The sequence below is a fragment of the Rhodopseudomonas palustris genome (assembly GCF_007005445.1).
In the GTDB taxonomy this organism is placed as follows: domain Bacteria; phylum Pseudomonadota; class Alphaproteobacteria; order Rhizobiales; family Xanthobacteraceae; genus Rhodopseudomonas; species Rhodopseudomonas palustris_G.
Map to the genome: position 1 here is coordinate 4,775,303 of NZ_CP041387.1, position 21,842 is coordinate 4,797,144.

General features: G+C 66.4%; 19 protein-coding genes and 1 tRNA gene. 10 read left to right on the forward strand and 10 right to left on the reverse strand.

Features of this window, described 5'->3' with window-relative positions:
• The first annotated feature begins 220 nt into the window (after positions 1-220).
• On the forward strand, positions 221-1,171 hold the full coding sequence (locus FLL57_RS22040) for a hypothetical protein (protein WP_142884019.1): 951 nt from the start codon (positions 221-223) through the stop codon (positions 1,169-1,171).
• Positions 1,172-1,262: 91 nt separating this feature from the next.
• Complete coding sequence (locus tag FLL57_RS22045; protein ID WP_142884020.1) at positions 1,263-2,264, forward strand: NADP-dependent oxidoreductase; 1,002 nt, start codon at positions 1,263-1,265, stop codon at positions 2,262-2,264.
• Positions 2,265-2,394: 130 nt separating this feature from the next.
• Here the strand turns inward: FLL57_RS22045 and FLL57_RS22050 are convergent.
• Positions 2,395-2,471 (reverse strand) — tRNA-Arg (locus FLL57_RS22050).
• Between the two features lie 206 nt (positions 2,472-2,677).
• On the opposite strand from FLL57_RS22050, the gene FLL57_RS22055 reads away from it, so the two are divergent.
• The 3 genes from FLL57_RS22055 to FLL57_RS22065 all read left to right on the forward strand — a co-directional run bounded on the left by FLL57_RS22055 (position 2,678) and on the right by FLL57_RS22065 (position 5,064).
• Positions 2,678-4,009 (forward strand): TadE/TadG family type IV pilus assembly protein, encoded by a 1,332-nt coding sequence (locus tag FLL57_RS22055; RefSeq protein ID WP_142884021.1) that lies wholly within the window; start codon positions 2,678-2,680, stop codon positions 4,007-4,009.
• A 133-nt stretch (positions 4,010-4,142) separates the two neighbouring features.
• Positions 4,143-4,703, forward strand: coding sequence for a YidB family protein (locus tag FLL57_RS22060; RefSeq protein WP_142884022.1), 561 nt, complete (start codon positions 4,143-4,145; stop codon positions 4,701-4,703).
• 64 nt (positions 4,704-4,767) lie between these two features.
• Entirely contained in the window at positions 4,768-5,064 is a 297-nt protein-coding gene (locus FLL57_RS22065) for a GlsB/YeaQ/YmgE family stress response membrane protein (protein ID WP_013499991.1), read from the forward strand.
• Positions 5,065-5,129: 65 nt separating this feature from the next.
• Here the strand turns inward: FLL57_RS22065 and FLL57_RS22070 are convergent, their stop codons facing one another.
• Entirely contained in the window at positions 5,130-5,912 is a 783-nt protein-coding gene (locus FLL57_RS22070; RefSeq protein WP_142884023.1) for an SDR family NAD(P)-dependent oxidoreductase, read from the reverse strand.
• Positions 5,913-6,172: 260 nt separating this feature from the next.
• On the opposite strand from FLL57_RS22070, the gene FLL57_RS22075 reads away from it, so the two are divergent.
• Genes FLL57_RS22075 through FLL57_RS22085 form a run of 3 tightly spaced genes read left to right on the forward strand, consistent with a single transcriptional unit; the run spans position 6,173 to position 9,264 of the window.
• Positions 6,173-7,237, forward strand: coding sequence for an acyl-CoA dehydrogenase family protein (locus tag FLL57_RS22075; protein ID WP_142884024.1), 1,065 nt, complete (start codon positions 6,173-6,175; stop codon positions 7,235-7,237).
• 26 nt (positions 7,238-7,263) lie between these two features.
• On the forward strand, positions 7,264-8,424 hold the full coding sequence (locus FLL57_RS22080; RefSeq protein ID WP_142884025.1) for an acyl-CoA dehydrogenase family protein: 1,161 nt from the start codon (positions 7,264-7,266) through the stop codon (positions 8,422-8,424).
• A gap of 33 nt (positions 8,425-8,457) precedes the next feature.
• Positions 8,458-9,264 carry an enoyl-CoA hydratase/isomerase family protein gene (locus tag FLL57_RS22085; protein WP_047309514.1) on the forward strand — a complete coding sequence of 269 codons (807 nt, stop codon included), beginning with the start codon at positions 8,458-8,460 and terminating at the stop codon, positions 9,262-9,264.
• 172 nt (positions 9,265-9,436) lie between these two features.
• On the opposite strand, the gene FLL57_RS22090 is transcribed toward FLL57_RS22085, so the two are convergent.
• The 3 genes from FLL57_RS22090 to FLL57_RS22100 form a co-directional block, all read right to left on the reverse strand.
• Entirely contained in the window at positions 9,437-10,201 is a 765-nt protein-coding gene (locus FLL57_RS22090; RefSeq protein ID WP_142884026.1) for a hypothetical protein, read from the reverse strand.
• Between the two features lie 2 nt (positions 10,202-10,203).
• On the reverse strand, positions 10,204-10,992 hold the full coding sequence (locus FLL57_RS22095) for an enoyl-CoA hydratase (protein WP_142884027.1): 789 nt from the start codon (positions 10,990-10,992) through the stop codon (positions 10,204-10,206).
• 182 nt (positions 10,993-11,174) lie between these two features.
• Positions 11,175-12,380, reverse strand: coding sequence for an ABC transporter substrate-binding protein (locus FLL57_RS22100; protein WP_013499984.1), 1,206 nt, complete (start codon positions 12,378-12,380; stop codon positions 11,175-11,177).
• 380 nt (positions 12,381-12,760) lie between these two features.
• Between FLL57_RS22100 and FLL57_RS22105 the strand changes: the two genes are divergently transcribed.
• Together FLL57_RS22105 and FLL57_RS22110 are read left to right on the forward strand one after the other, a co-directional pair.
• On the forward strand, positions 12,761-13,552 hold the full coding sequence (locus FLL57_RS22105; RefSeq protein ID WP_013499983.1) for a thermonuclease family protein: 792 nt from the start codon (positions 12,761-12,763) through the stop codon (positions 13,550-13,552).
• A 70-nt stretch (positions 13,553-13,622) separates the two neighbouring features.
• On the forward strand, positions 13,623-15,080 hold the full coding sequence (locus tag FLL57_RS22110) for a M48 family metalloprotease (RefSeq protein WP_013499982.1): 1,458 nt from the start codon (positions 13,623-13,625) through the stop codon (positions 15,078-15,080).
• Between the two features lie 97 nt (positions 15,081-15,177).
• On the opposite strand, the gene FLL57_RS22115 is transcribed toward FLL57_RS22110, so the two are convergent.
• The 5 genes from FLL57_RS22115 to FLL57_RS22135 form a co-directional block, all read right to left on the reverse strand.
• Positions 15,178-16,254 (reverse strand): CarD family transcriptional regulator, encoded by a 1,077-nt coding sequence (locus FLL57_RS22115; protein ID WP_142884028.1) that lies wholly within the window; start codon positions 16,252-16,254, stop codon positions 15,178-15,180.
• Between the two features lie 232 nt (positions 16,255-16,486).
• Positions 16,487-16,825 carry a ferredoxin FdxA gene (gene fdxA, locus FLL57_RS22120; RefSeq protein WP_013499980.1) on the reverse strand — a complete coding sequence of 113 codons (339 nt, stop codon included), beginning with the start codon at positions 16,823-16,825 and terminating at the stop codon, positions 16,487-16,489.
• A gap of 74 nt (positions 16,826-16,899) precedes the next feature.
• On the reverse strand, positions 16,900-17,169 hold the full coding sequence (locus FLL57_RS22125; RefSeq protein ID WP_047310137.1) for an RNA-binding S4 domain-containing protein: 270 nt from the start codon (positions 17,167-17,169) through the stop codon (positions 16,900-16,902).
• Positions 17,170-17,198: 29 nt separating this feature from the next.
• Positions 17,199-20,468, reverse strand: a complete 3,270-nt coding sequence (locus tag FLL57_RS22130) for a helicase-related protein (protein ID WP_047310136.1) — start codon at positions 20,466-20,468, stop codon at positions 17,199-17,201.
• Between the two features lie 302 nt (positions 20,469-20,770).
• A complete protein-coding gene (locus FLL57_RS22135; protein WP_047310142.1) occupies positions 20,771-21,601 on the reverse strand; it encodes a DUF3108 domain-containing protein in 831 nt (276 codons plus the stop codon).
• Positions 21,602-21,842 lie beyond the last annotated feature (241 nt).

Genomic DNA, 21,842 nt, shown 5'->3' on the forward strand with positions numbered 1-21,842 from the left:
CATCGACCGGCGGCGACCGGGCGCGCTGTATAGCACGGCCGAGTGGCCTCGATAACCTCGGGCCTTCCGCGATCATCCGGTCACGCAGACGTCGCAATCCTATCGCCGGGCCGCCGCGCGGTGCGGTTCGGCTTGACATTTCGCCGCCCCGAAGCGATCCACCGCGCGCCCGCCGGCGGCCCTTTGCTGCGCCGGTCACCGCCTGTTGACGAGAGCCCCGATGCAATATGCCGATCGCGTGATCGTCCGGATCGTCGAAGCCTATTGCGGCGCGCGCGGCGTCGACGTCACGCTCGAGCTCGACGGCTGGCTGATCGTGCTCGCCAAGGGCGACGCCCGGCACTTCATCTATGGCTACGATTTCGGGCTGAACAGCTCGGTGACTCATCGCCTCGCCAACGACAAGGCGGCGACCGCCGACATCCTTGGCGCGGCGGGCATCGCCTGCGTGCCGCACCGGCTGTTCATGAATCACGAGCATTTCAAATACGTGCCGGACAGAGGCCATTGGTCGGCGATGCTGGAGATGCTGCGCGACCATCCGGCCGGGCTGGTGCTGAAGCCGAACGAAGGCACCTGCGGCCATCTGGTATTCAAGGCGACGACCGAGCTGGAGCTGGAGCGCGCCGCGGCCGCGGTCTTCGCCGCCAATCAGAATCTGGCGATCGCGCCGTATTTCGACATCGCCCGCGAAGTCCGGGTGATCCTGCTCGATCGGGCGCCGCTGGTGGTTTACGAAAAAAAGCGCCCGGCGATCATCGGCGATGGCGAGCGCAGCGCGCTGCAGCTTCTGATCGGCGCGGTGCCGGCGGACCGGCTCGGCACCGTGCTGGCGAATCTGCCGGCGGGCCACGCCGCGCTGGATGCGGTGGTGCCGGCCGGCGCACAGTTCCCGCTCGACTGGCGGCACAATCTGGAGTTCGGCGCCGAGCCCGAACTGATCGGCGATGGAGAGCTGCGCACCGCGTGCGTGGCGATCGCCGCCGAGGCCGCCGACGCGATCGGCCTCGGCTTCGGCGCCGTCGATGTGGTGTGGACCGCGCAAGGACCGCGCGTGCTGGAGATCAACTCCGGCGTGATGATCGAATCGCTCAGCCGCCGATTTCCGGACCTTGCCGAGCAGGTCTACACCCGGGCGCTCGACCGCGTGATGCAGGCATTGCCGGCTTAAAGGCGCAGCCTGCGCGCGCCGATTTCCTTTCGGCGCGGATCAACTAAGATCGCGTCGCGTCCGCATTCCCATCAAACAAACAAGGAAGCTCATGACCGCGACCGTCAACCGCCAGATCCTGCTGATCGAGAAGCCGAAGGAGAAACTCGGTCCGGAGCATTTCCGTCTGGCGGAATCGCCGATGCCCGAGCCGAAGGACGGCGAGGCGCTGGTCAAGGTCCGCTACATTTCGCTCGACGCCGCCAACCGCGCCTGGATGCAGGGCGCGACCTATCGGGCCGCGGTCGAGACCGACAGCGTGATGCCGGGCGGCAGCGTCGCCGAAGTGGTGAGTTCCAAGGCGCCTGGGCTGTCGCCGGGTGATCTGGTGTTCGCCGACACCGGCTGGCAGGACTATGCGGCGCTGCCGGCCAAGCATCTTGCCAGGCTGCCCAAGGTCGAGCCGATGACGCATCTGCTCAGCGTCTACGGCATCGCCGGCCTGACCGCGTATTTCGGCCTGCTCGACATCGGCAAGCCGCGCGCCGGCGAGACCGTGGCGGTGTCGGCCGCGGCAGGATCAGTGGGCTCGATCGTCGGGCAAATTGCGAAGATCAAGGGCTGCCGCGTGGTCGGCATCGCCGGCGGCAAGCAGAAATGCGACTGGCTGGTGAACGAGCTCGGCTTCGATGCGGCGGTCGACTACAAGGACGGCGCGCTGTTCAAGGCGCTGCGCGCAGCGGCGCCCAACGGCATCGACGTGTATTTCGACAATGTCGGCGGCGACATTCTCGAAGCCTGCCTGCCGCAGATGAACCTGAAGGGCCGGATCGCCTGCTGCGGCGCGGTTTCGCAATACGACCGCACCCCTTCGGCCACCGGCCCGCGGGGCATCCCCGGGCTGATCGTGGTGAAGCGGCTGATCATGCAGGGCTTCATTGTGATGGACTACATGGATCAGCGCGACGAGGCGGTCGCCAGGCTGCAGGAATGGGTCGCCAGCGGCAAGCTCAAGGTCCAGGAAGACGTCATCGACGGCCTGGAGAACACCCCCGCCGCGCTGATCGGCCTGCTCGCCGGCGAAAATCGTGGCAAGCGGATGGTCAAGGTATGAGCTGAGCCGGGCTTGGTCCCCCGCCTTCCACTCAGGCTGGCCGGACGTCGTCCGGCTCGCCGCCGTCCGGTTGGGAGTCTCCGGCTGACACTATTCGGCTGACAAAGTCCGATCGACGAATGGGCGGAGCTGGCGATCCCGGGAAGACTCGAACTTCCGACCTACGGTTTAGGAAACCGCCGCTCTATCCGGCTGAGCTACGGGACCGTCCGGCTTGCGGCGCAGGGCCGCTGGCAGGAGCCTCCCATAGCAGAGCGGCGGTCCGATCGCCACCCGGAAGTCGGCTGGAGCGGACCGGTGCCAGACCTCACGGGGCGCCGGCGCCTTCGCCGCACAATTTGGTTCCAGCCTTAAACCTTGCTTTAGGCCGTCCCGGCTAGGCTCACAGCCCACTGTGTTGGCCGGTCGGACCCATGGCGTTTGCAGAAGCGATTGCTCGGTTTCATCGTGACAGGCGCGGCAATATTGCCGTGATCTTCGCCCTCGTGCTGATCCCGCTGATTTCGGCGATCGGCTGCGCGGTCGACTACAGTCGCGCCAATGCGCTGCGCACCAAACTCCAGGCGGCGGCGGACGCCGCCTCGGTCGGTGCGGTGTCGCGAACCTCGCCGGCCTACATCGCCGCCGGTTCGATGTCGACCGACGGAGCGATCACGTCGGGCGCGGACGACGCGCTGCGGATCTTCAACGGCAATCTGGCGAATCTCACCGGCTATACGCTCGACAGCGTGGCGGCCACGGTCAGCAAGAGCGGCGAGGCGGTGACGTCGAAGGTGACGTTCTCGGCGCAGATCTCGACCATGTTCATGAAGGCGGTCGCGGTGTCGAGCATGACCGTCGGCGGGGCCTCCACCGCCACCGCCAGCATGCCGAAATACATCGATTTCTATCTGCTGCTCGACAATTCGCCGTCGATGGGCGTCGGCGCCACGCCGACCGACGTCGCCGCGATGGTGGCGGCGACGGCCAACAAATCGTCAGACGACCACTGCGCGTTCGCCTGCCATGACGTCAACAACAAGAACAACTACTACAATCTGGCGAAGGCGCTCGGTATCACCACCCGGATCGACGTTCTGCGCAGCGCCACCCAGCAACTGATGGACACCGCCGCCGCCACCGCGACCTACACCAATCAGTTCAGGATGGCGATTTACGATTTCGGCGCCTCGGCCCAGACCGCCGGCCTGCGCAATCTGTTCGCGCTGTCGGCCAGTCTGTCGAGCGCCAAGACCGCCGCCGGCGCGATCGATCTGATGACGGTCAAGGGGCAGAACGACAACAACGATCAGGACACGCAATACACCGCGATCCTGCCGGCGATCGACAAACTGATCGCCGCCCCGGGAACCGGCGCGGCCGGTTCTCCGTTGAAGTACCTGTTCTTCGTCTCGGACGGCGTCGCCGACGAATACAATCCCGCCTGCCTGAAGCCGAAGACCGGCAACCGCTGCCAATCGCCGATCAATCCGGCGCTGTGCAAGACCCTGAAGGATCGCGGCGTCAGGGTTGCGGTGCTTTACACCACCTATCTCGATCTGCCGAGCAACGACTGGTACAAGAAGTGGATCGCGCCGTTCAATGCCGGCCCCTACGGCCCGTCGGCGAACAGCGAGATCGCAAAGAACATGGAGGCCTGCGCCTCGCCGGGCTTCTACTTCGAGGTCAGCCCGACCCAAGGCATCGCCGAGGCGATGAACGCGCTTTTCAAAAGAGCGGTCGCCGATGCCCGCATCACGAGCTGACCGGCCGTTCCATCTTTCGGGCGCAGCCTGACGACCGGGTCCGCCTTGGAAACTCCATCGCCCCTTCCTACGTTGTGATGCCGGCCGAAGCCTGCGCCTTGTCGCGCCGTGCCGGCCCACACAGGAGGTCTCGATGGGTTTGCTCGACATCCTCAACGGCATGCAGAACGGCCCGCGGGGCCCGGCCGATCCGCAAGACAAAAGCGGCGGCATGTCCAAGTTCACCATGGCGATCCTCGCGCTGCTGGCGTGGAAGGCCTACAACCACATGACCAGCGGCCAGCAGCAGACCGCGCCCGCCAATCAGCCGCGTCCGATGCCGGCGCCTCCGCCGGAAAACACCGGTGGCGGCTGGGGTGACTTCCTGAAAGGCGGTCTCGGAGGCCTGGTGCTCGGCGGCGCGGTCGGCAGTGTGCTGTCAGGCGGGCTCGGCGATCTGCTGCGGCAGCTTCAGAACAATGGGCTCGGCGACGCCGCCGATTCCTGGGTCGGCCGTGGTCCGAACCAGCAGATCGGCCCGAACGACCTCGCCAGCGCGCTGGGCGCCGATCAGATCGACGCGATGACCCGCCAGACCGGGATGTCGCGCGACGAGCTGCTCGACGGTCTCAGCCGGTATCTGCCGGATGTGGTCGATCAGCTCACGCCGGACGGCCGACTGCCCACCGACGACGAAGCCTCGCGCTGGATCTGATCGGCCGCGACCGAATTGTCGTCGTGCACGTTCTGCAACGCTTGATGGTCGAAAGGACCCTGACATGGGCGGACTGATCTGGATCCTCGTGGTCGGCTTTGTTGCCGGGATCATCGCGCGGGTGCTGTCGCCGGGGCCGAACAATCCGCAAGGATTCGTTCTGACCACGGTGCTCGGCATCGCTGGCGCGTTTCTGGCTACCGCGGTCGGGCAGATGATCGGGCACTACGGCCCCAATCAGGGGGCCGGCTTCATCACCGCGACGGTCGGCGCGGTGGCGGTGCTGTTCATCTGGAACCGGCTGGTGGCGCGACGGGTGATCTCCGACCCCGGCAATCGCTATCCATACGACCCGCGCTGACATTCCCGCCGACACTTTGCGGCCCGGCGTCGCCGGGCCGCATGCTGCATCGTACGGATGAAAAGTCAGCCGGCGAGGTGCATGCCGGCGTCCATCCGCACCAGCTCGCCGGTCATGCTGGCCGATTTCGGCGTCGCCAGGAAGCACACCAGCTCGGCGATGTCTTCGGCACTGGAGGCGATCTTCAGCGGCACCCGCGACACCACCATGTCGCGCACCTGCTTGGCTTCCTCGGCGCCGCGCCCCTTGGTGAACCACGGCGTGTCGATGTAGCCGGGGCAGATCGCGTTGACGCGGATGTTCGGCGCCAGCGCGCGCGACAGCGACAGCGTCATGGTGTTGAGCGCGCCCTTGCTGGCCGCGTAGGCGATCGACGAGCCGATACCGCTGATACCGGCGACCGACGAGACGTTCACCACCGCTGAAGCGCGGTCGGCCGCCTTGGCGCCGGCGACGAGCAGCTCGCGCGCCGCGCGAACCATCTGGTACGGGCCGATGGTGTTGATCGCGTAGATGCGCTGGAAATCGTCGGCCGATAGTTGATCGAGCAGATGATGCGCCACGTGCTTGGTGGTGCCGGCGTTGTTGACCAGCGCGTCGAGCTTGCCCCAGGAGGCAGCGGCTTCGACGATGCGTTTGCAGTCCTCGTCCTTGGCGACGTCGCCCTGCACCACGATCACGTCGGCGGCGCCGAGCTTGCGGCACTCTTCGGCGGTCTTTTCTGCGTCGTCCTTGCTCGATGCGTAGTTGATCACCAGCCGCGCGCCGTCCTTGGCGAGGATCTTGGCGGTTGCGGCGCCGAGGCCCGAGGCCGACCCGGTGACGATCACGTTCAGTCCGTCTGACATCTTCACTCCCTTTGCATCGAACCGGCTTCGCCGCGTCGCCGCAACCATATCGGTTGCGATATCGAGAGCAAGCCGGCAAAGCCCATGTTGCGGAATAAGCCTGCCGTGTGAGTCGTTTCGACCATGTCCGGCGAGCAATCCGCCCCGTGCCGGCTGCGCTTGTGTTCGTTTCCGCTTTTCCGCATCATGCCGCGCAACAACAAGACCAGCACGCATGCTTGGCGATCCGCCGGGTGCTGAGTGCGCAACCGGGAAACGCCGTGACGGAGACCGACAATATCGTCGTCGAGACTGCGGAGAAGATCTTCGCCGACCTCGCCGATGCGCAAACCATCAACGCCGACAAAGCCGAGACCTGGAAGGCGCCGCTGTGGCAGGCGCTGAGCGAATCCGGGCTGCTGCTGTCCTGGGTGCCGGAGGAGTTCGGCGGCTCGGGCGCGAGTCTCGCCGAGGGCTTCGGCGTGCTCAACGCCGCCGGCCGCGCCGGCCTCGCGGTGCCGCTCGCCGAGACTATGCTGGCCGGTTGGCTGCTGGCCCAGGGCAAGATCGCGGCACCCGAAGGCGCCATGACGATCGCGCCGGCCCATCCGAAAGATCGCATCGCGCTCGATGCGGACGGCAAGTTGTCGGGCCGCGCGCGCAGCGTGCCGTTCGCGCAGGGCGTGCGGCACATCGCCGTGCTGGCGCAAAGCGCCGCCGGCGCCACGATCGCGCTCGTGCCGGCATCGGCCTGCCGGATCGACAAAGGCCTCGGCGTCGGCGGCGATGCGTCGGACGTCGTCACTCTGGACAAGGTCGCGCCGATCGCCACGGCGCCTGCGCCACAGGGGCTCGATCAGACTTCGCTGATGTTGATGGGGGCGGTTGCGCGCAGCCTGCAGATCGCCGGCGCGCTCGAAACGCTGCTCGACCGCAGCGTCACCTACGCCAACGAGCGCGTCGCGTTCGAAAAGAAGATCGGCAAATTCCAGGCGGTGCAGCACAATCTGGCGAAGCTCGCCGGCGAGACCTCGGCTGCACTCGCGGCCGCGACCTCCGCGGCCGACGCGATCAGTAGCGCTGATGGCTTCGATGACGCGTTGTTTCTCGAAGCCGCCGCGGCCAAGATCCGCTGCGCCGAAGCGGCTGAGAAGGGCGCGGCGATCGCCCATCAGGTGCATGGCGCGATCGGCTTTACGGCCGAGCACATCCTGCATCGCTTCAGCCTGCGCGCGCTCGCCTGGCGCGACGATTTCGGCAACGAGAGCCATTGGGCGGTCGAGCTCGGCCGCATGGTGGCCAAGCGTGGTGCCGATGATTTGTGGCCGCTGGTCGCTTCGCGCTGACCGCCTCAACGTAGCGAGATTATGCGATGACCGCCGCCCTCCGTTTCGATCCGATCCGCCTGCCGCCCGTCTGCGAAGAACTGCGCAAGGAAGTCCGCGCCTTCCTCGCCGAAGAGATCGCTGCCGGCACCTTCGATCCGCACAAGCCGCAGCGCGAGGATTCCGACGCGCCTGAATTCTCCCGCCGCGTCGGGATGCGCGGCTGGCTCGGCATGACCTGGCCTAAGCAATACGGCGGCCACGAGCGCACCTTCCTGGAGCGCTACGTCGTCACCGAAGAAATGCGCATCGCCAATGCGCCGACCCGCCGCTTCTTTGTCGCCGACCGCCAGAGCGGCCCGGTGCTGCTGAAATACGCCCCCGAGCACATCAAGATGGACATACTGCCGCGCATCTGCCGCGGCGAACTATGCTTCGCGATCGGCATGAGCGAGCCGAATTCCGGCTCCGATCTGTTCGCCGCAAAGACCAAGGCGACCAAGACCGACGGCGGCTATCTGATCAACGGCTCGAAGATCTGGACTACCTCGGCGCACATCGCCGACTACATGATCGCGATTTTCCGTACCTCGCCGCCCACCAGGGAAAACCGCCGCCACGGGCTCACCCAGTTCCTGGTCGACATGAAGTCGCCCGGCATCAAGGTGAACCCGATCGCGCAGATCACCGGTCAGTACGAATTCAACGAGGTGGTGTTCACCGACGTGTTCGTGCCGGACGATCATCTGCTCGGCGAGGTCGACGGCGCCTGGAAGCAGGCGACGTCCGAACTCGCTTACGAGCGTTCGGGCCCGGAGCGTTTTCTGGAGACCTACTACGTGCTCACCGAACTGGTCCGCGCGCTCGGCCCCGATCCGGACACCCGCGGCGCCGAGGGCATCGGCCGGCTGGTGGCGCAGCTCCACACCATGCGGCGGATGTCGGTGTCGGTCGCCGGCATGCTGCAGGCCGGCAAGGAGCCGGTGGTGGAAGCCTCGATCGTCAAGGACATCGGCACGATCTGGGAGCAGCAACTGCCACACCGGGTGCGCGAACTCGCGGCCTTCGTCGACGGCGAGGCGTCGAATCATGCCACGCTCGACGAGCTCACGGCGTTTGCCACCAAGCTGGCGCCGAAGCTGACCATTCAGGGGGGCACCACCGAGGTGCTGCGCGGCATCATCGCCCGCGGGCTCGGCCTGCGCTGACGCCGGCGCGCATCGAACCATCGAGGATCAATCATGAGCAGCTACACCGATATCGCGGTCGAGAAGACCGGTCACGTCGCCACCATCGAGATCCAGCGACCGCCGCTGAACTTCTTCGACATCTCGCTGATCCGGCAGATCGCCGATGCGCTGGACGAGATCGACGCCGATCCGCAAGTGCGCGCCACCGTGCTGGCGGCGCAGGGCAAGGCGTTCTGCGCCGGCGCCAATTTTGGCGATCCGGCCCGGCAGGAAGCCGACCCGGCGGCCGCGAAGGGCGATCCGGCCGACAGCCTCGGCGAGATCGGCCATCTGTACTACGAAGCGGTGCGGATCTTCCGCGCCAAGAAGCCGATCGTCGCGGCGGTGCACGGCGCCGCGATCGGCGGCGGGCTCGGCCTCGCGGTGTCGGCGGATTTCCGTGTCACCTGCGCGGAGGCGCGGTTCTCGGCGAACTTCACCAAACTCGGTTTTCATCCCGGCTTCGGCCTCACCGTGACGCTGCCGGAACTGATCGGCAAGAACAACGCCGAGCTGATGTTCTACACCTCGCGCCGCGTCACCGGCGAAGAAGCAGTGCAGATGGGTCTCGCCAACGTGCTGGTGCCGATCAACGAAGTACGCAGTGGCGCGCTGAAGCTCGCCCGCGAAATCGCCGAATGTTCGCCGCTCGGCCTGCTGTCGACCCGTGCCACGATGCGCGCGAACCTCGCCGACCGGGTGATGCAGGCGACCAAGCACGAACTCGCCGAACAGACCCGCCTGCGCGCCACCGAAGACTTCAAGGAAGGCGTCAAAGCCACCGAAGAACGCCGCGCGGCGCATTTCAAGGGACGGTAGGGCTACGACTACTCGTCGGCCCCGAGTCGTCGCCAGCCCCGGGCGGTCATTCCGGGGCACGCGCGTAGCGCGTGAACCCGGAATCACGAAGCGTTCTGCGGCTCAATCGTTTCCACAACTGCGAGATTCCGGGTTCGCTCCGCTTCGCGGAGCGCCCCGGAATGACTCGCGGTTAGTTCGTGAGTCTGAACTCGACGCCGGCGAGGTTGAAGCCGTCGGCGGTGCAACCAACACCCTGCGCCTCTGCGGCCGCGCGAACTTTATTCACGTCCGCCACTTTGAACTTCAGCGCCGTCATCGTTTCGCTCGCGCCTTGTACGAACCGGAACGTGGCGTTCGGCAGGCGGAGTTCGGCGACACTATCTGCATCCCTATCGACCGGCAGTTCGAGAATCCGGCCCCAATGCGAGGCGAGATCGGCCGGGTCGGGGCTTTGCATCTCGACTGCGGTCAGCGCCTGCGTGGTGTCGGTGCGGATCGCCGCGGCCCAGTCGGGGCCCGCGGGCGGATAAGGGCCGCGGATATTGTCGCTGCCTTCCGTGTGGTTGAGTTCGATGAAGGCGGCGCGGCAGTCGCGCGGGTGCAGCTGCACGCCGTGATATGGCGCGTGGTCGATCACATTGGCGGTGCGCACGCCGAGGGTCGCGGCGTGGCGGCCGCGCGCATCGGGGTCGTTGCAACAGAAGATCGCCATGTAGCCGCCGCGGCCGCCGGTCTTCGCCAGGAAGCGGCCTGCCGCGGTGCCGGGCTGGGTCGGCGCGACGATCTCCAGCAGCGTGGTGTCGACCGGCAGCAGCACGTTCTCCAGGCCGTATTTCCCGACATGCGGATCGCGGTAGCAGATGTTCAGCCCGAGGATCGCGGCGAGCTGCGACGCGGCGGGCTCAAGCGGCTCGGTGACCAGGCAGATCTGGCGCAGGCGAAGGAACGGCGCCATCGTCAGCGACCCTGAAAGTGCGGCGCGCGCTTCTCGACGAAGGCGGCGGCTGCTTCCTTGTGGTCCGCGGTCTCGGCGCAGCGCGAGTGATGCAGCGCTTCGGCGTCGAAGCAGGCTTCGAGCGACAGGCTTTCGGCGTTGTTGATGTTGGTCTTGATGTAGCCGAGCGTGATGGTCGGGCCCTGCGCCAGCGACAGCGCAAGCTCCCGCGTGGCGGCCTCGACCTCGGCATCGGGCACCACCCGGCTGACGATGCCGAGCGCCTGCGCCTGCTCGGCGGTCAGCACCGGCGAGGTCAGATACAGCTCGCGCGCCTTCGCGGCGCCGATCAGATGCGTCAGGAAGTAGGTGCCGCCGAAGTCGCCGGAGAGACCGACCTTGGCGAACGCCGTGGTGATCTTGGCCGAGGCGCCCGCGACCCGCAGATCGCAGGCCAGCGCCATCGACAGGCCAGCGCCTGCCGCCGCGCCGTCGATCTGCGCCACCACCGGCTTCGGCATCTGATACAGCAGACGGGACACCTCCATGCCGCGGCGGAGGTTCGCCACCTTCTGTTCGAGCGGCGGCGGGTCGCCGGCCGCGGCCATCGACTTGACGTCGCCGCCGACGCAGAAGGTGCCGCCGGCGCCCTTCAGCAGCACCGCGCGCACCTCCGGATCGTCCTTGGCGCGGTGCGCCGCCTCGACCAGTCCGCGGATCATGTCCTGATTGAGCGCATTGCGCCGCTCGGGGCGGTTCATCGTGATGGTGAGCAGGTCGCGGTCGAGGGTTTGCAGGACGATGTCGGTCATTGAACGTTTCCCTGTTGTTGTTCTTTTGGTCATCGAACCCGAGCCGACCACCGCACCCTCATGGTGAGGAGGCGCGTAGCGCCGTCTCGAACCATGAGGATGAACATCCCTCGCCCTTCGAGACGCCCGGCTGCGCCCTTCGGGCTACGCCGGGCTCCTCAGGGTGAGGGTGCTGTCGTGTGTTACTTCTTCACCAGTGGGCAGCGTGATTGCTCAAGCGACTGGAACGCCTGATCGCCCGGCACGGTCGCTAGCAGCTTGTAGTAGTCCCAGCGGCCCTTGGATTCCGACGGCTTCTTGACCTCGAACAGATACATGTCGTGCACCATCCGGCCGTCCTCACGGATCTTGCCGTTCTTGGCGAAGAAGTCGTTGATCGGCATCTCCTTCATCTTCTTGGTCACCGCCGCCGCGTCGGTGGTGCCGGCCGCCTTGACGGCCTGCAGATAGTGCATCGTTTCGGAGTACAGACCGGCTTGCGCCGAGGTCGGCATCCGCTTGGTGCGCTCCATGAAGCGCTTGGAGAATGCACGGGTTTCGTCGTTGAGGTCCCAATAGAACGCTTCCGCCAGGATCAGACCCTGTGCGGTCTCCAGCCCGACGCTGTCGATGTCGGAGATGAAGGCGAGCAGCGGCGAGATTTTCTGCCCGCCTTTGGTGATGCCGAATTCGGCGCCCTGCTTGATCGCTGTGATGGTGTCGCCTCCGGCATTGGCAAGTCCGATCACCTTGGCCTTTGAGCTCTGGGCCTGCAGCAGGAACGAGGAGAAGTCGGAAGTGTTGAGCGGATGCTTGACGCTGCCCAGCACCTTGCCGCCCGACGCCTTGATGACATTGGTGGTGTCGCGCTCGAGGTCCTGGCCGAACGCGTAGTCGGCCGACAGGAAGAACCAGGTGTCGAGTCCCTGCTTCACCGCGGCGAGCCCGGTGGTGTTCGCTTGCGCGAAGGTGTCGAACACGTAGTGCACGGTGTAGGGGCCGCAGGCTTCGTTGCTGAGCCGGATCGAGCCCGGGCCGGAGAACATGATGATCTTGTTGCGGGCCTTGGCGATCTCGCCGGCGGCGAGGGCCGTAGCCGAGGCGGCGACGTCGATGATCGCTTCGACGCCCTGGTTGTCGAGCATGTCGCGCGCGATGTTGGCGGCGTTGTCGGCCTTGTTCAGATGGTCGGCGGCGATGATCTCGATCTTGCGGCCCAGCACCGTGCCGCCGAAGTCCTCCACGGCCATCTTTGCCGCCGTCTCGCTGCCCGTTCCGGTGATGTCGGCATACAGGCCCGACATGTCGAGGATCGCGCCGAGTTTGAGCGGCGGCTGTGGTTGCGCGCTCGCGGTGGTGATCGCGGCGATCGACAGACATGCGAGCAGCGTCGTGCGGAATGGCTTCAAGACATCCTCCCTGGCGAGCGCCGATTCTGATCGCGGCGCCTCTGATGATTGCGCGCGATCATGCCGCATCCTCCGCGATGCGGCAAGCGAGGTGGTATTTCCGGCGAGTGGAATGAGCGCAACGAAGCGCACGGTCGGCTTACTACGCGCCGTCGCGGCGTCGCCGCAGACCGGTTAGTTGTCGAACGATCCGAATGCGCGTCGCACGGCATCGTGTGATGCCACGGAGTGACGGCGCGGCGTTGTGGCTGGCTGATCGTCCGCGGAGTTGAAATTGCCGGACGGGCTGGTCACTCGCAGTCAGCAGCGGGCTTCGCCGGCAGCGCCGCGATCGCTACTCTGGCGAATCGGCAGGGATGCGAATCAGCGCTGCGGGTTCGATGACGTCATTTCGACGACTCAGGAGGAGTCTGCTCGCGGCGATCGGAGCGGTGGCTTTCGGTGTGATGCCGGACGGGCGGGCGGAAGCCGCAGGATGCGCCGACTTGCCGGTGCAGGGCGACGGCGTGGTGACCGAGGTGGTCGACGCCCGAACGCTGCGGCTGGCGGACGGCCGCGAGGTCCGGCTCACCGGCGTGGAGCCGATCGACGAGCAGCGCGAGGCCGGGGCCGCGATGCTGCGCTCCGCCGCGCTCGGCCACCGCGTCGTGCTGCGCGGCGCCGACGACGTGCCGGATCGCTACGGCCGGCAGCCGGCTTACGTGTTGCTGGCGGACGGCGCCGAGCTGGTGCAGGCCCGATTGCTGTCCGCCGGCGTGGCGCTGGTCGGCCTCGGCGTTGAGAGCGCGGAATGCCTGCAGCAATTGCGCGCAGCCGAAGCGGCAGGGCGCTCAGCCGCGGCCGGTGCCTGGGTGGGGATCGACGTCATAAAAAACGCCGCAAATTCGGGCGATATCTTGTCGCGTCTCGGGCGGTTCACGGTAGTCGAGGGCAGGGTCAATTCGGTGCGGGAGGTGGGTTCGACCGTCTATCTGAACTTTGCCGGTCGCTGGACTCGTGGCTTTGCGGTGACTATTTCAAGGCGGATGGTGGGGGGCTTGGAAGCCGCCGGGCTAGCGCCCAAGTCTCTGACAGGGCAACGGATTCGGGTTCGCGGCTGGGTCGAAAAGCGGGCCGGAGCAAGCATCGCGGTCCGCGAGGCGGGGCAGATCGAACGGACGGGCGGGGATTGAGGGCCCGAAAGAGAGCATTCAGGTGAATTGGCGTGCAGCACGGCGCAACTTGCGAAAGGGCCGCCGCCCGGTGGCGGCGTGGCTGCTGCTGAGCGCTGCGCTGACGCTGGCCGGTTGCGGCGATCCGAGCCGGTTCGAAACCGGCGCGATCACGACTGCGGCCCCGGCCAGGCCGCCGCGGCCTGCGGTGCAGTCGCCCGCCGCGGAGCGTGAGCACGAGAGGATTCTCGCAACCTATGGCGGCGCCTACGACGACCCGAAACTCGAAGGGCTGATCTCCGGCATTGTCAACCGGCTGGTCGCCGCCTCCGATCGGCCGGATCTCACCTACAAGGTGACGATCCTCAATTCCGGCGCGGTCAACGCCTTCGCGTTGCCGACCGGGCAGCTCTACGTCACCCGCGGCCTGATCGCGCTCGCCACCGATACCTCGGAGCTGTCGTCGGTGCTGTCGCATGAAATGGCCCATGTGCTCGCCAAGCACGCCGCGATCCGCGAGGACCAGGCGCGGCAGGCGGCGCTGGTGACCCGCGTCGTGACCGACATGGGCAACGATCCCGGATTGACCGCGCTGGCGCTGGCCAAGACCAAGCTGTCGATGGCGAGCTTCTCGCGGCAGCAGGAGCTGGAGGCCGATGGCATCGGCATCGGGATTTCGGCTCGGGCGCAGTTCGATCCCTATGGCGCGGCGCGCTTCCTCTCAGCGATGGAGCGCAACGCGGCCCTGAAGGCCAATCGCGGCAGCGGCGACAGCCGCACCGACTTTCTGTCATCGCATCCGGCGAACCCGGAGCGCGTCAGCAACGCCCAGAACAACGCCCGGCAATACACCGCCCCGCAAGGTGGCTGGCGCGGCGAACGCGGCGAACGCGACCGCGAGGCCTATCTCAATGCAATCGACAACATCGTGTACGGCGAAGACCCGAGCGAGGGATTCGTCCGTGGCCGGCGGTTCCTGCATCCGAAGCTCGGCTTCACCTTCCAGGTGCCGGACTCGTTCACGCTCGACAACACCGCACAGGCGGTGATCGGACTGCGCGAGGGCGGCAATCAGGCAATGCGGTTCGACGTGGTGCGGGTGCCGGCCGAGCAGTCGCTCGCCGACTACCTGAATTCCGGCTGGATGGAGAACGTCGACAAGAGCTCGACCGAGGAAACCAGCGTCAACGGCTTTCCGACCGCGTCGGTGACGGCGCGCGGCGAGCAATGGCAATTCCGGGTGTATGCGCTGCGGTTCGGCAGCGACGTCTATCGCTTCATCTTCGCGACCCGGCAGCGGACCGGGGAAAGCGACCGCAATGCCCGGGACACGGTGAATTCGTTCCGGCGGCTGTCGCTCGACGAAATCCAGGCGGCGCGGCCGCTGCGGATCAAGGTGATTACCGTACAGCCGGGCGACACCGTGGAATCGTTGTCGCAGCGGATGTCCGGGGTGGACCGGCCGCTGGAGCGGTTTCGGATCCTCAACGGTCTCGATGCCCATGCCCAGGTCAAGCCGCGCGAATTGGTGAAGATCGTCGTCGACTGAGCGCCAGAACGGAATCGCTGCCACGAAAAAGGCCCGGCTGGATGGCCGGGCCTCGGACGCAATTCGAACCGGAAGCTGTTGCTCCGGAAGCTGTTGCTTATGCAGCTTCGTCGGTCACCGACTCGTCGTCGGAATCGCCGTCGACGTCGGAATCGGTCTCGGCCTCGCTCTCCGCTTCGGCCTTTGCGCCGCGCCGCGGGCTCTTGGCGAGCTGGCTCTCGACTTCCTTCACGGCTTCGGTCTCGGTGATGTGCTGCACCACCGCGATCTCGCGCGACAGACGGTCGAGTGCGGCTTCATAGAGCTGGCGCTCGCTGTAGGACTGTTCCGGCTGCGATTCAGAACGATACAGGTCGCGGACCACTTCGGCGATCGCGACGATGTCGCCCGAATTGATCTTCGCTTCGTATTCCTGCGCCCGGCGCGACCACATCGTCCGCTTGACGCGAGCCCGGCCCTTCAGCGTCTCCAGCGCCTTCTTCACCAGCGCCGGGTCGGACAGCTTGCGCATCCCGACATTGCCGACCTTCGCGGTCGGCACGCGCAGCGTCATCTTGTCCTTGATGAAGTTGATGACGAACAGCTCAAGCTTGGCGCCCGCGATCTCCTGCTCCTCGATCGCCAGGATCTGGCCGACGCCGTGCGCCGGATAGACTACGAACTCGTTGGCCTTGAAGCCCTGGCGCTGGGTCACGGCCTTCTTCGGCTCCTCGACCCGCGCCTGCACCGGGGCCGCCGGCTGCTTGACCTCGGGCTTGGCGGCCTTCACTTCAGCCTTCACCTCAGTCCGGGGTGCGACGGCAGCCTTGGCGGGCTTCGCCGCCGGCTTGGTTGCGGCGGCGGTCTTGGAGGCAGCCGGCTTGGCGGCAGTTTTCGCAGACTTGGTTGGCATTTCACTTCTTTTGGTTTTCGAGGACTTGAAGGCCGGAGCTTTGGAGGCCGAAGCCTTCGCAGCAGACCCCTTTGCGGGAGCGAGTTTGCTGGCGCTTGCTTTGCCGGCGCTCGCCTTGGTCTGGGTCTTGGAAACAGAAGCCTTTGCGGCGGTCGCTTTGGCGGCTGTCCGGGTGTCCTTGACAGGAGCCTTCGATCGGCTCTTTGTGGCTCCGCGGCTGGCCGCGGATGCACGCTTCGCACCCTTCGAAGAAACACTCGTTTTACGCGTTTTCTGTGACACAGCCTGCGCGTGGAACCGCCACGCCCCTGTTCGTTGCTTCTGACGGGGAACCCTTCCCGGCTACCCAAGCGGCAAGCCGGAGTTGACGAATGTGCCAAATATAGCACATTCCCCGCAAAAATCAATGATTTATGACGATTCCACCCAATTCGGGGCGGCGCCCCGGGGTGCAACTCGTCAACAGGGTTAAGCTGGATGGGGCCGGCAGTGCCGGCCTCGCAAGACCTTCGGCTTAGTCGCCCGAGCCCGGCTCCGACGAGAAGTACTTGTCGAACTTGCCGGCCTGACCATCGAACTCCTTGGCGTCAGCCGGAGCGTCCTTCTTCTGGGTCAGGTTCGGCCAGGTCTTGGCGTGTTCGGCATTCAGCTCGAGCCACTTCTCGAGGCCCGGCTCGGTGTCCGGCTTGATCGCTTCCGCCGGGCATTCCGGCTCGCACACGCCGCAGTCGATGCATTCGTCCGGATGGATGACCAGCATGTTCTCGCCCTCGTAGAAACAATCCACGGGGCAGACTTCAACGCAGTCGGTGTATTTGCACTTGATGCAGTTCTCAGTGACGACGTAAGTCATCCCAACGCTCCGGAACGGTTCTAATTTTGAGTGTTTGCGTACCGCAGGAGCACCGCAGCCGCAAGTGAAGATGCCTATTCCCGTGGCATTCCGAGATCGGCATAAAGTCCAGTAACCGACTCGGCATCGCCGCGGCGCTCTGTGAATCCAACCACCTTCAGCACCCGCACGCCACGATCCAGCGCAATCGTCAGCACGTCTCCGATCTTGACGCCGTGTCCGGGGGAAGTCTCGCGCACACCGTTGATGCGGACGTGGCCGCGTTCGACCAGCGCAGCAGCGTTGCTGCGCGCACGCACCACGCGGGCGTGCCACAGCCATTTGTCGAGACGCTGACGCTCCAAACCCGAACCATCGGCTGTGCCGGCAGGCGTTAGTCCTTGCGGCCGGCGGTGAGTTGCTCCTTCAGCGCGGCGAGCTTGGCGAACGGCGAATTCGGATCCATCGGCCGGTCACGTTCGCGCGGGGCGCTGGAATGCACCTGCCGGTGCGAGCCGCCGCCCTGATTGTCGCGGCCGCCCTTCGGTCCGCCCTGATACTTGTCTTGGAACTTGTCGCGGCCCTTGAAGCGTTCGCGCGGCGGGCGACCCTCGCCGGACGCCTCGCGCTTGACGCCTTCGCCGTCGGGCCTGCGCTGGTCGCGGCGGAAATCGCCCTTGCCACGGCGGCCGCCGCGGTCGCCCTTGGCTTCGCCGGACTCGCTCTCGGTCGCGGTGGTCGCCGACCCATGCTGCGGGCGATTGCGATGACGGTTGCGGTCGTGGCGCGGCCGCTGGTCGTCGGAGCGTCCGCCCGGACGCCAAACCTCGATCAGGTCCGGCTCCGCTTTCGGGGAGGCTTCCGCATTCGCCGTGTCGGAGGTCGCTTCGGCGGCCTCGCCATCCGTCGCGGGTGTCTCGATCGCCGCATCGGCCGTGACGGCGGGCTGCTCGGATGCCTCAGTGGCGGATGACTCCGGTGCTGGCTCGGATGCCGCCGCCGCCGGCTCGTCTGCGGGCGCCGGCTCATCGACGCTCGGAGCGGCTTCGGCACTTTCGTCGGCCTCGGCCGCAGGTGCCGGCTCGAACGCGATCGCGCCGGCGAGGATCGCCTGATCCTCGGCGGTCATCTCGGTTGCGACGGCGGACTCGGTCGGTTCGGCGATGGCCGGCGTCGCGGCCTTGGGGGCGGGCGGCAGCGGCGGCCGCTTTTCCATGCGGTAGCCCAGCGCCCGCAGGATCGAAGCAAAGTCCTCGCCGGCCGAGCCGGTCAGCGAGGTCATCGCCTGGGTCACCACGAAGCTGCGGCCGTCGAACGCGCCGGCCGGCTTCTCGCCGGGGGCGCCTTCGCGCCAGGCCAGAGCGGGCCGGATCAGGTCGGCCAGACGTTCCAGAATGTCGACACGCACGGCGCGCTCGCCGCACAGCCGATAACCGAGCGTCCGATAGGCGTCACGGTCGAGCGCCTTGTCGGCCGGAAACGAGGTGCGACCGCTGCCGGCCAGATGCTGCGCGCTGGACAGAGCGGCCAGATCGACATTGTCCTGCTTCTGCGCCCACAGCAGCGACGCCAGTGCCCGCGCCGCCGGCTTCAGCAGCGACGGGAAGTAGATGTGATAGGCGCCGAACCGCACGCCGTATTTGCGCAAGGTGGCGCGCGACGGCTGGTCCAGATCCTTCATCTCGGCGGCGATCTTGGCACGTTCGATCACGCCGAGGCACTCGATGAGCTGGAATGCGATGCCGCGGGCGATGCCGCTGACGTCCTCCGCCTTGGCCAGCTCGAACAGCGGCCCGAGGATCTTCTCGACGTGGGTCTTGAGCCAAAGGTCGAGACGGGCCTGCACGGCCTCGCGCGGTGCGCCGGCGAGCCGCTCGTCGGCGATGATCCGCAGTCGCGGCCGCAGCACGTCGTCGGAGCCGACCAGCCGTGCCACCGCATCGCCGGTCCAGCGAATGGTCCCGTCGGATGTCAGGATGAACTGATCGTCCGGGGCGTTCGACAGCTTCTCGGCGCGCGCGTCGATTTCGCCGGCCAGCGCCTTTTGCGCCGTCGCCTGCAACGCCTTTGCATCCGAGCCGGCCTCGGCCGAATCGGGCGCAAAGGTGAAGCCATCGAGCCGGCCGATCACGTGGCCCTCGACGATCACCTCACCAGTCTTGCCAATTTCCGTATTCAACATCGTGTTTTCCCGCAGGCGGCGCATCAATACACTGGTCCGGCGATCGACGAAACGTTCCGTGAGCCGTTCGTGCAACGCATCTGACAATTTATTTTCGACGTCGCGCGAGATGCCCTGCCAGTGTTCGGGGTCGGCAAGCCAATCCGGCCGGTTGGCGACGAAGGTCCAGGTGCGGATTTGCGCAATTCTCGCGGAAAGCGTGTCGATACCGCCGTCGGTGCGATCCGCCTGATCGACCTGGGCGGCGAACCAGCTATCTGGAATCCGCCCCTTTTGCATCAAAAACCGGTACAGCGTGATCACCAGCTCGGCATGGGCAGCCGGTGCGATCTTACGATAGTCCGGGACTTGACAGACATCCCATAGCCGCTCGACCGCGGCTTTGCCCTGCGCGAATTCGCGCACCTCGCCGTCGCGGGCGACATGGTCGAGCACCCGCATGTCCTCGGCGATCGGCGCCCGGGTCAGCGCCTCGTGCCGCGGCGCCTCGGCCAGCGACACCTGCAGCGCGCCGAGCGAGGCGAAATCCAGCTCGGCGTTGCGCCATTGCAGCATCTTCACCGGCTCGAAGCTGTGGTTTTGCAGGGCGTTGACCAGCTCGGGCTCGAACGGCGCGCAGCGCCCGGTGGTGCCGAAAGTGCCGTCCCGGGTGGCGCGCCCCGCCCGCCCGGCGATCTGGCCGAATTCCGAAGGGGTGAGACGGCGAAACTGATAGCCGTCGAACTTGCGATCGGAGGCGAAGGCGACGTGATCGACGTCGAGATTGAGTCCCATGCCGACCGCGTCGGTGGCGATCAGGTAATCGACGTCGCCGGACTGAAACATCGCCACCTGGGCGTTGCGGGTCCGCGGGCTGAGCGAGCCCAGCACGACCGCGGCGCCGCCGTGCTGGCGCTTGATCAACTCGGCGATGGCGTAGACCTCGTCGGCCGAAAACGCCACGATCGCGGTGCGTCGCGGCTGCCGGGTCAGCTTGCGGTCGCCGGCATATTCGAGCTGCGACAGCCGCGGCCGGGTGACGATGCTGGCGCCGGGCAGCAGCCGCTCGATCATCGGCCGCATCGTCGCGGCACCGAGCAGAAGTGTCTCGTCCCGACCGCGCCGGCGCAGAATCCGGTCGGTAAATACGTGGCCGCGTTCGAGGTCGGCGGCGATCTGGATCTCGTCGACCGCCAGAAACGACACGTCGAGGTCGCGCGGCATCGCTTCGACGGTCGACACCCAATAGCGCGGCTTCGACGGCTTGATCTTCTCCTCGCCGGTGACGAGCGCCACCGCGTCCGGCCCGACCCGATCGACGATCTTGTTGTAGACCTCGCGCGCGAGCAGCCGCAGCGGCAGACCGATCAAGCCCGACGGATGCGCGACCATCCGTTCGATCGCCAGATGCGTCTTGCCGGTGTTGGTCGGCCCCAGCACCGCGGTGACGCCGGCACCGGGCGCGCGGCCATTGGTAAACGCTTCAGATTGCAGGTTGGGCATTTCGACTGGATTTCTGCGTGGTCGCTGTCAGATGTGTGTCACATTGCGACGCCGCAGCAATCGCGATTAAGCGCTGGAACGAGTCCGGAACGAAACGCGGCCGAATCGCTGACTCGGCCGGAGTCCGATGCTGCCTGCGCAATATCTCGTGTCGAACGCCGCCACGCTCTCAAGATGAGGTGAAAAAACAGGCCGAAATCCTTTTGCCGGGGGTGTCTCCGTCCAGCCCATGCGTTCCGCGATTCCGGCCGGAGTCAACATGATTCAGGACGGGCGGCCCGACGAAAGCGCTGCGTCTCGCATTACTGCGGCCCGGAGGCCGCCTTTGCCGGGGTCACCAGGGTGACGAATTGGGTCGCTTCCAGCACCGCATTGCCGACCGGGGTCGGGATCTTCAGCTTGTACGGTGCCAATACGCGGGTACCGGCGATGGGGGCCAGCCAGACTTCCATGTCGCGCTGCTTGGTCAGGTATTTGATCGCGGCGCGATCCGGGATGTATCCCGATACTGGGTTGAAATACACCGCGCAGACCAACGCCGGTCCGCGATAGCCCTTTTCGGCCTTCACCGTTTCGGTGCGCTTATACTCCATCCGCAGATCGTAGCGCATCCGGCCGTCGAAGATCGGCGTCGACACTCGGCAGGAGTCCGGGCTGAGCAGGTCTCCGCTCCCCGGTACGCGCAGGAACGAGGCCGTCATCGGATCGATCACGCCGCGGCGGTGCGCTTCGGTCACCGGGATGCGGTCATCGTCCGGCGGCGGCTCCGGCTCGATCGTCGAGGTCTTGATATTGCCGTTGGCCAGCGTCATCCGGATGGTTTCGGTCTTCTTGCCGCCGGTGATGCTCGCCATGTAATTGCCCGGCACCAACTGGCCGTTGATCACCCGTCCCTGCGACTCGCCGCGGCCGTTGCCGCTGGAGAATGCCTGCATCACGCCCGACGTGGTGCCGGTGGCCGAGGCAGAGTAGAAATCGTCGTCGACCTGGATCACCCAAGCTCCCTTGCCGACCTCGATGCCGGCGAGCGACGCCTCGTAGCGGGCATCGAGTTTGCCCTGCGCCGCCGCAGGAGCCGCCGCAGCCATCGCGCAGCCGGCCAGCAGCCCGATCAAACCGGCGCGCCGGATCATTGTCGGGACGGCCTTGTGCAGAAGGCGGCGGATGCTGGTGTTCACGAACGAGGTCCTGCGTGGCGCCGGTCGCGCCGTCGATGGGTCAACGTGCGGCGTGCCGATCGGTTGGTGTCGGAACGGAATACGTCCTTTATATGGTGCCAGAGTCGTGGCCGCACGTGCAGATCGGCGCCCCATAGGAGGCCGCTGCAGCGGTTCCCGATTCGGCCATTTTCGGGTTCCGGAGCGGCGGTCGCTT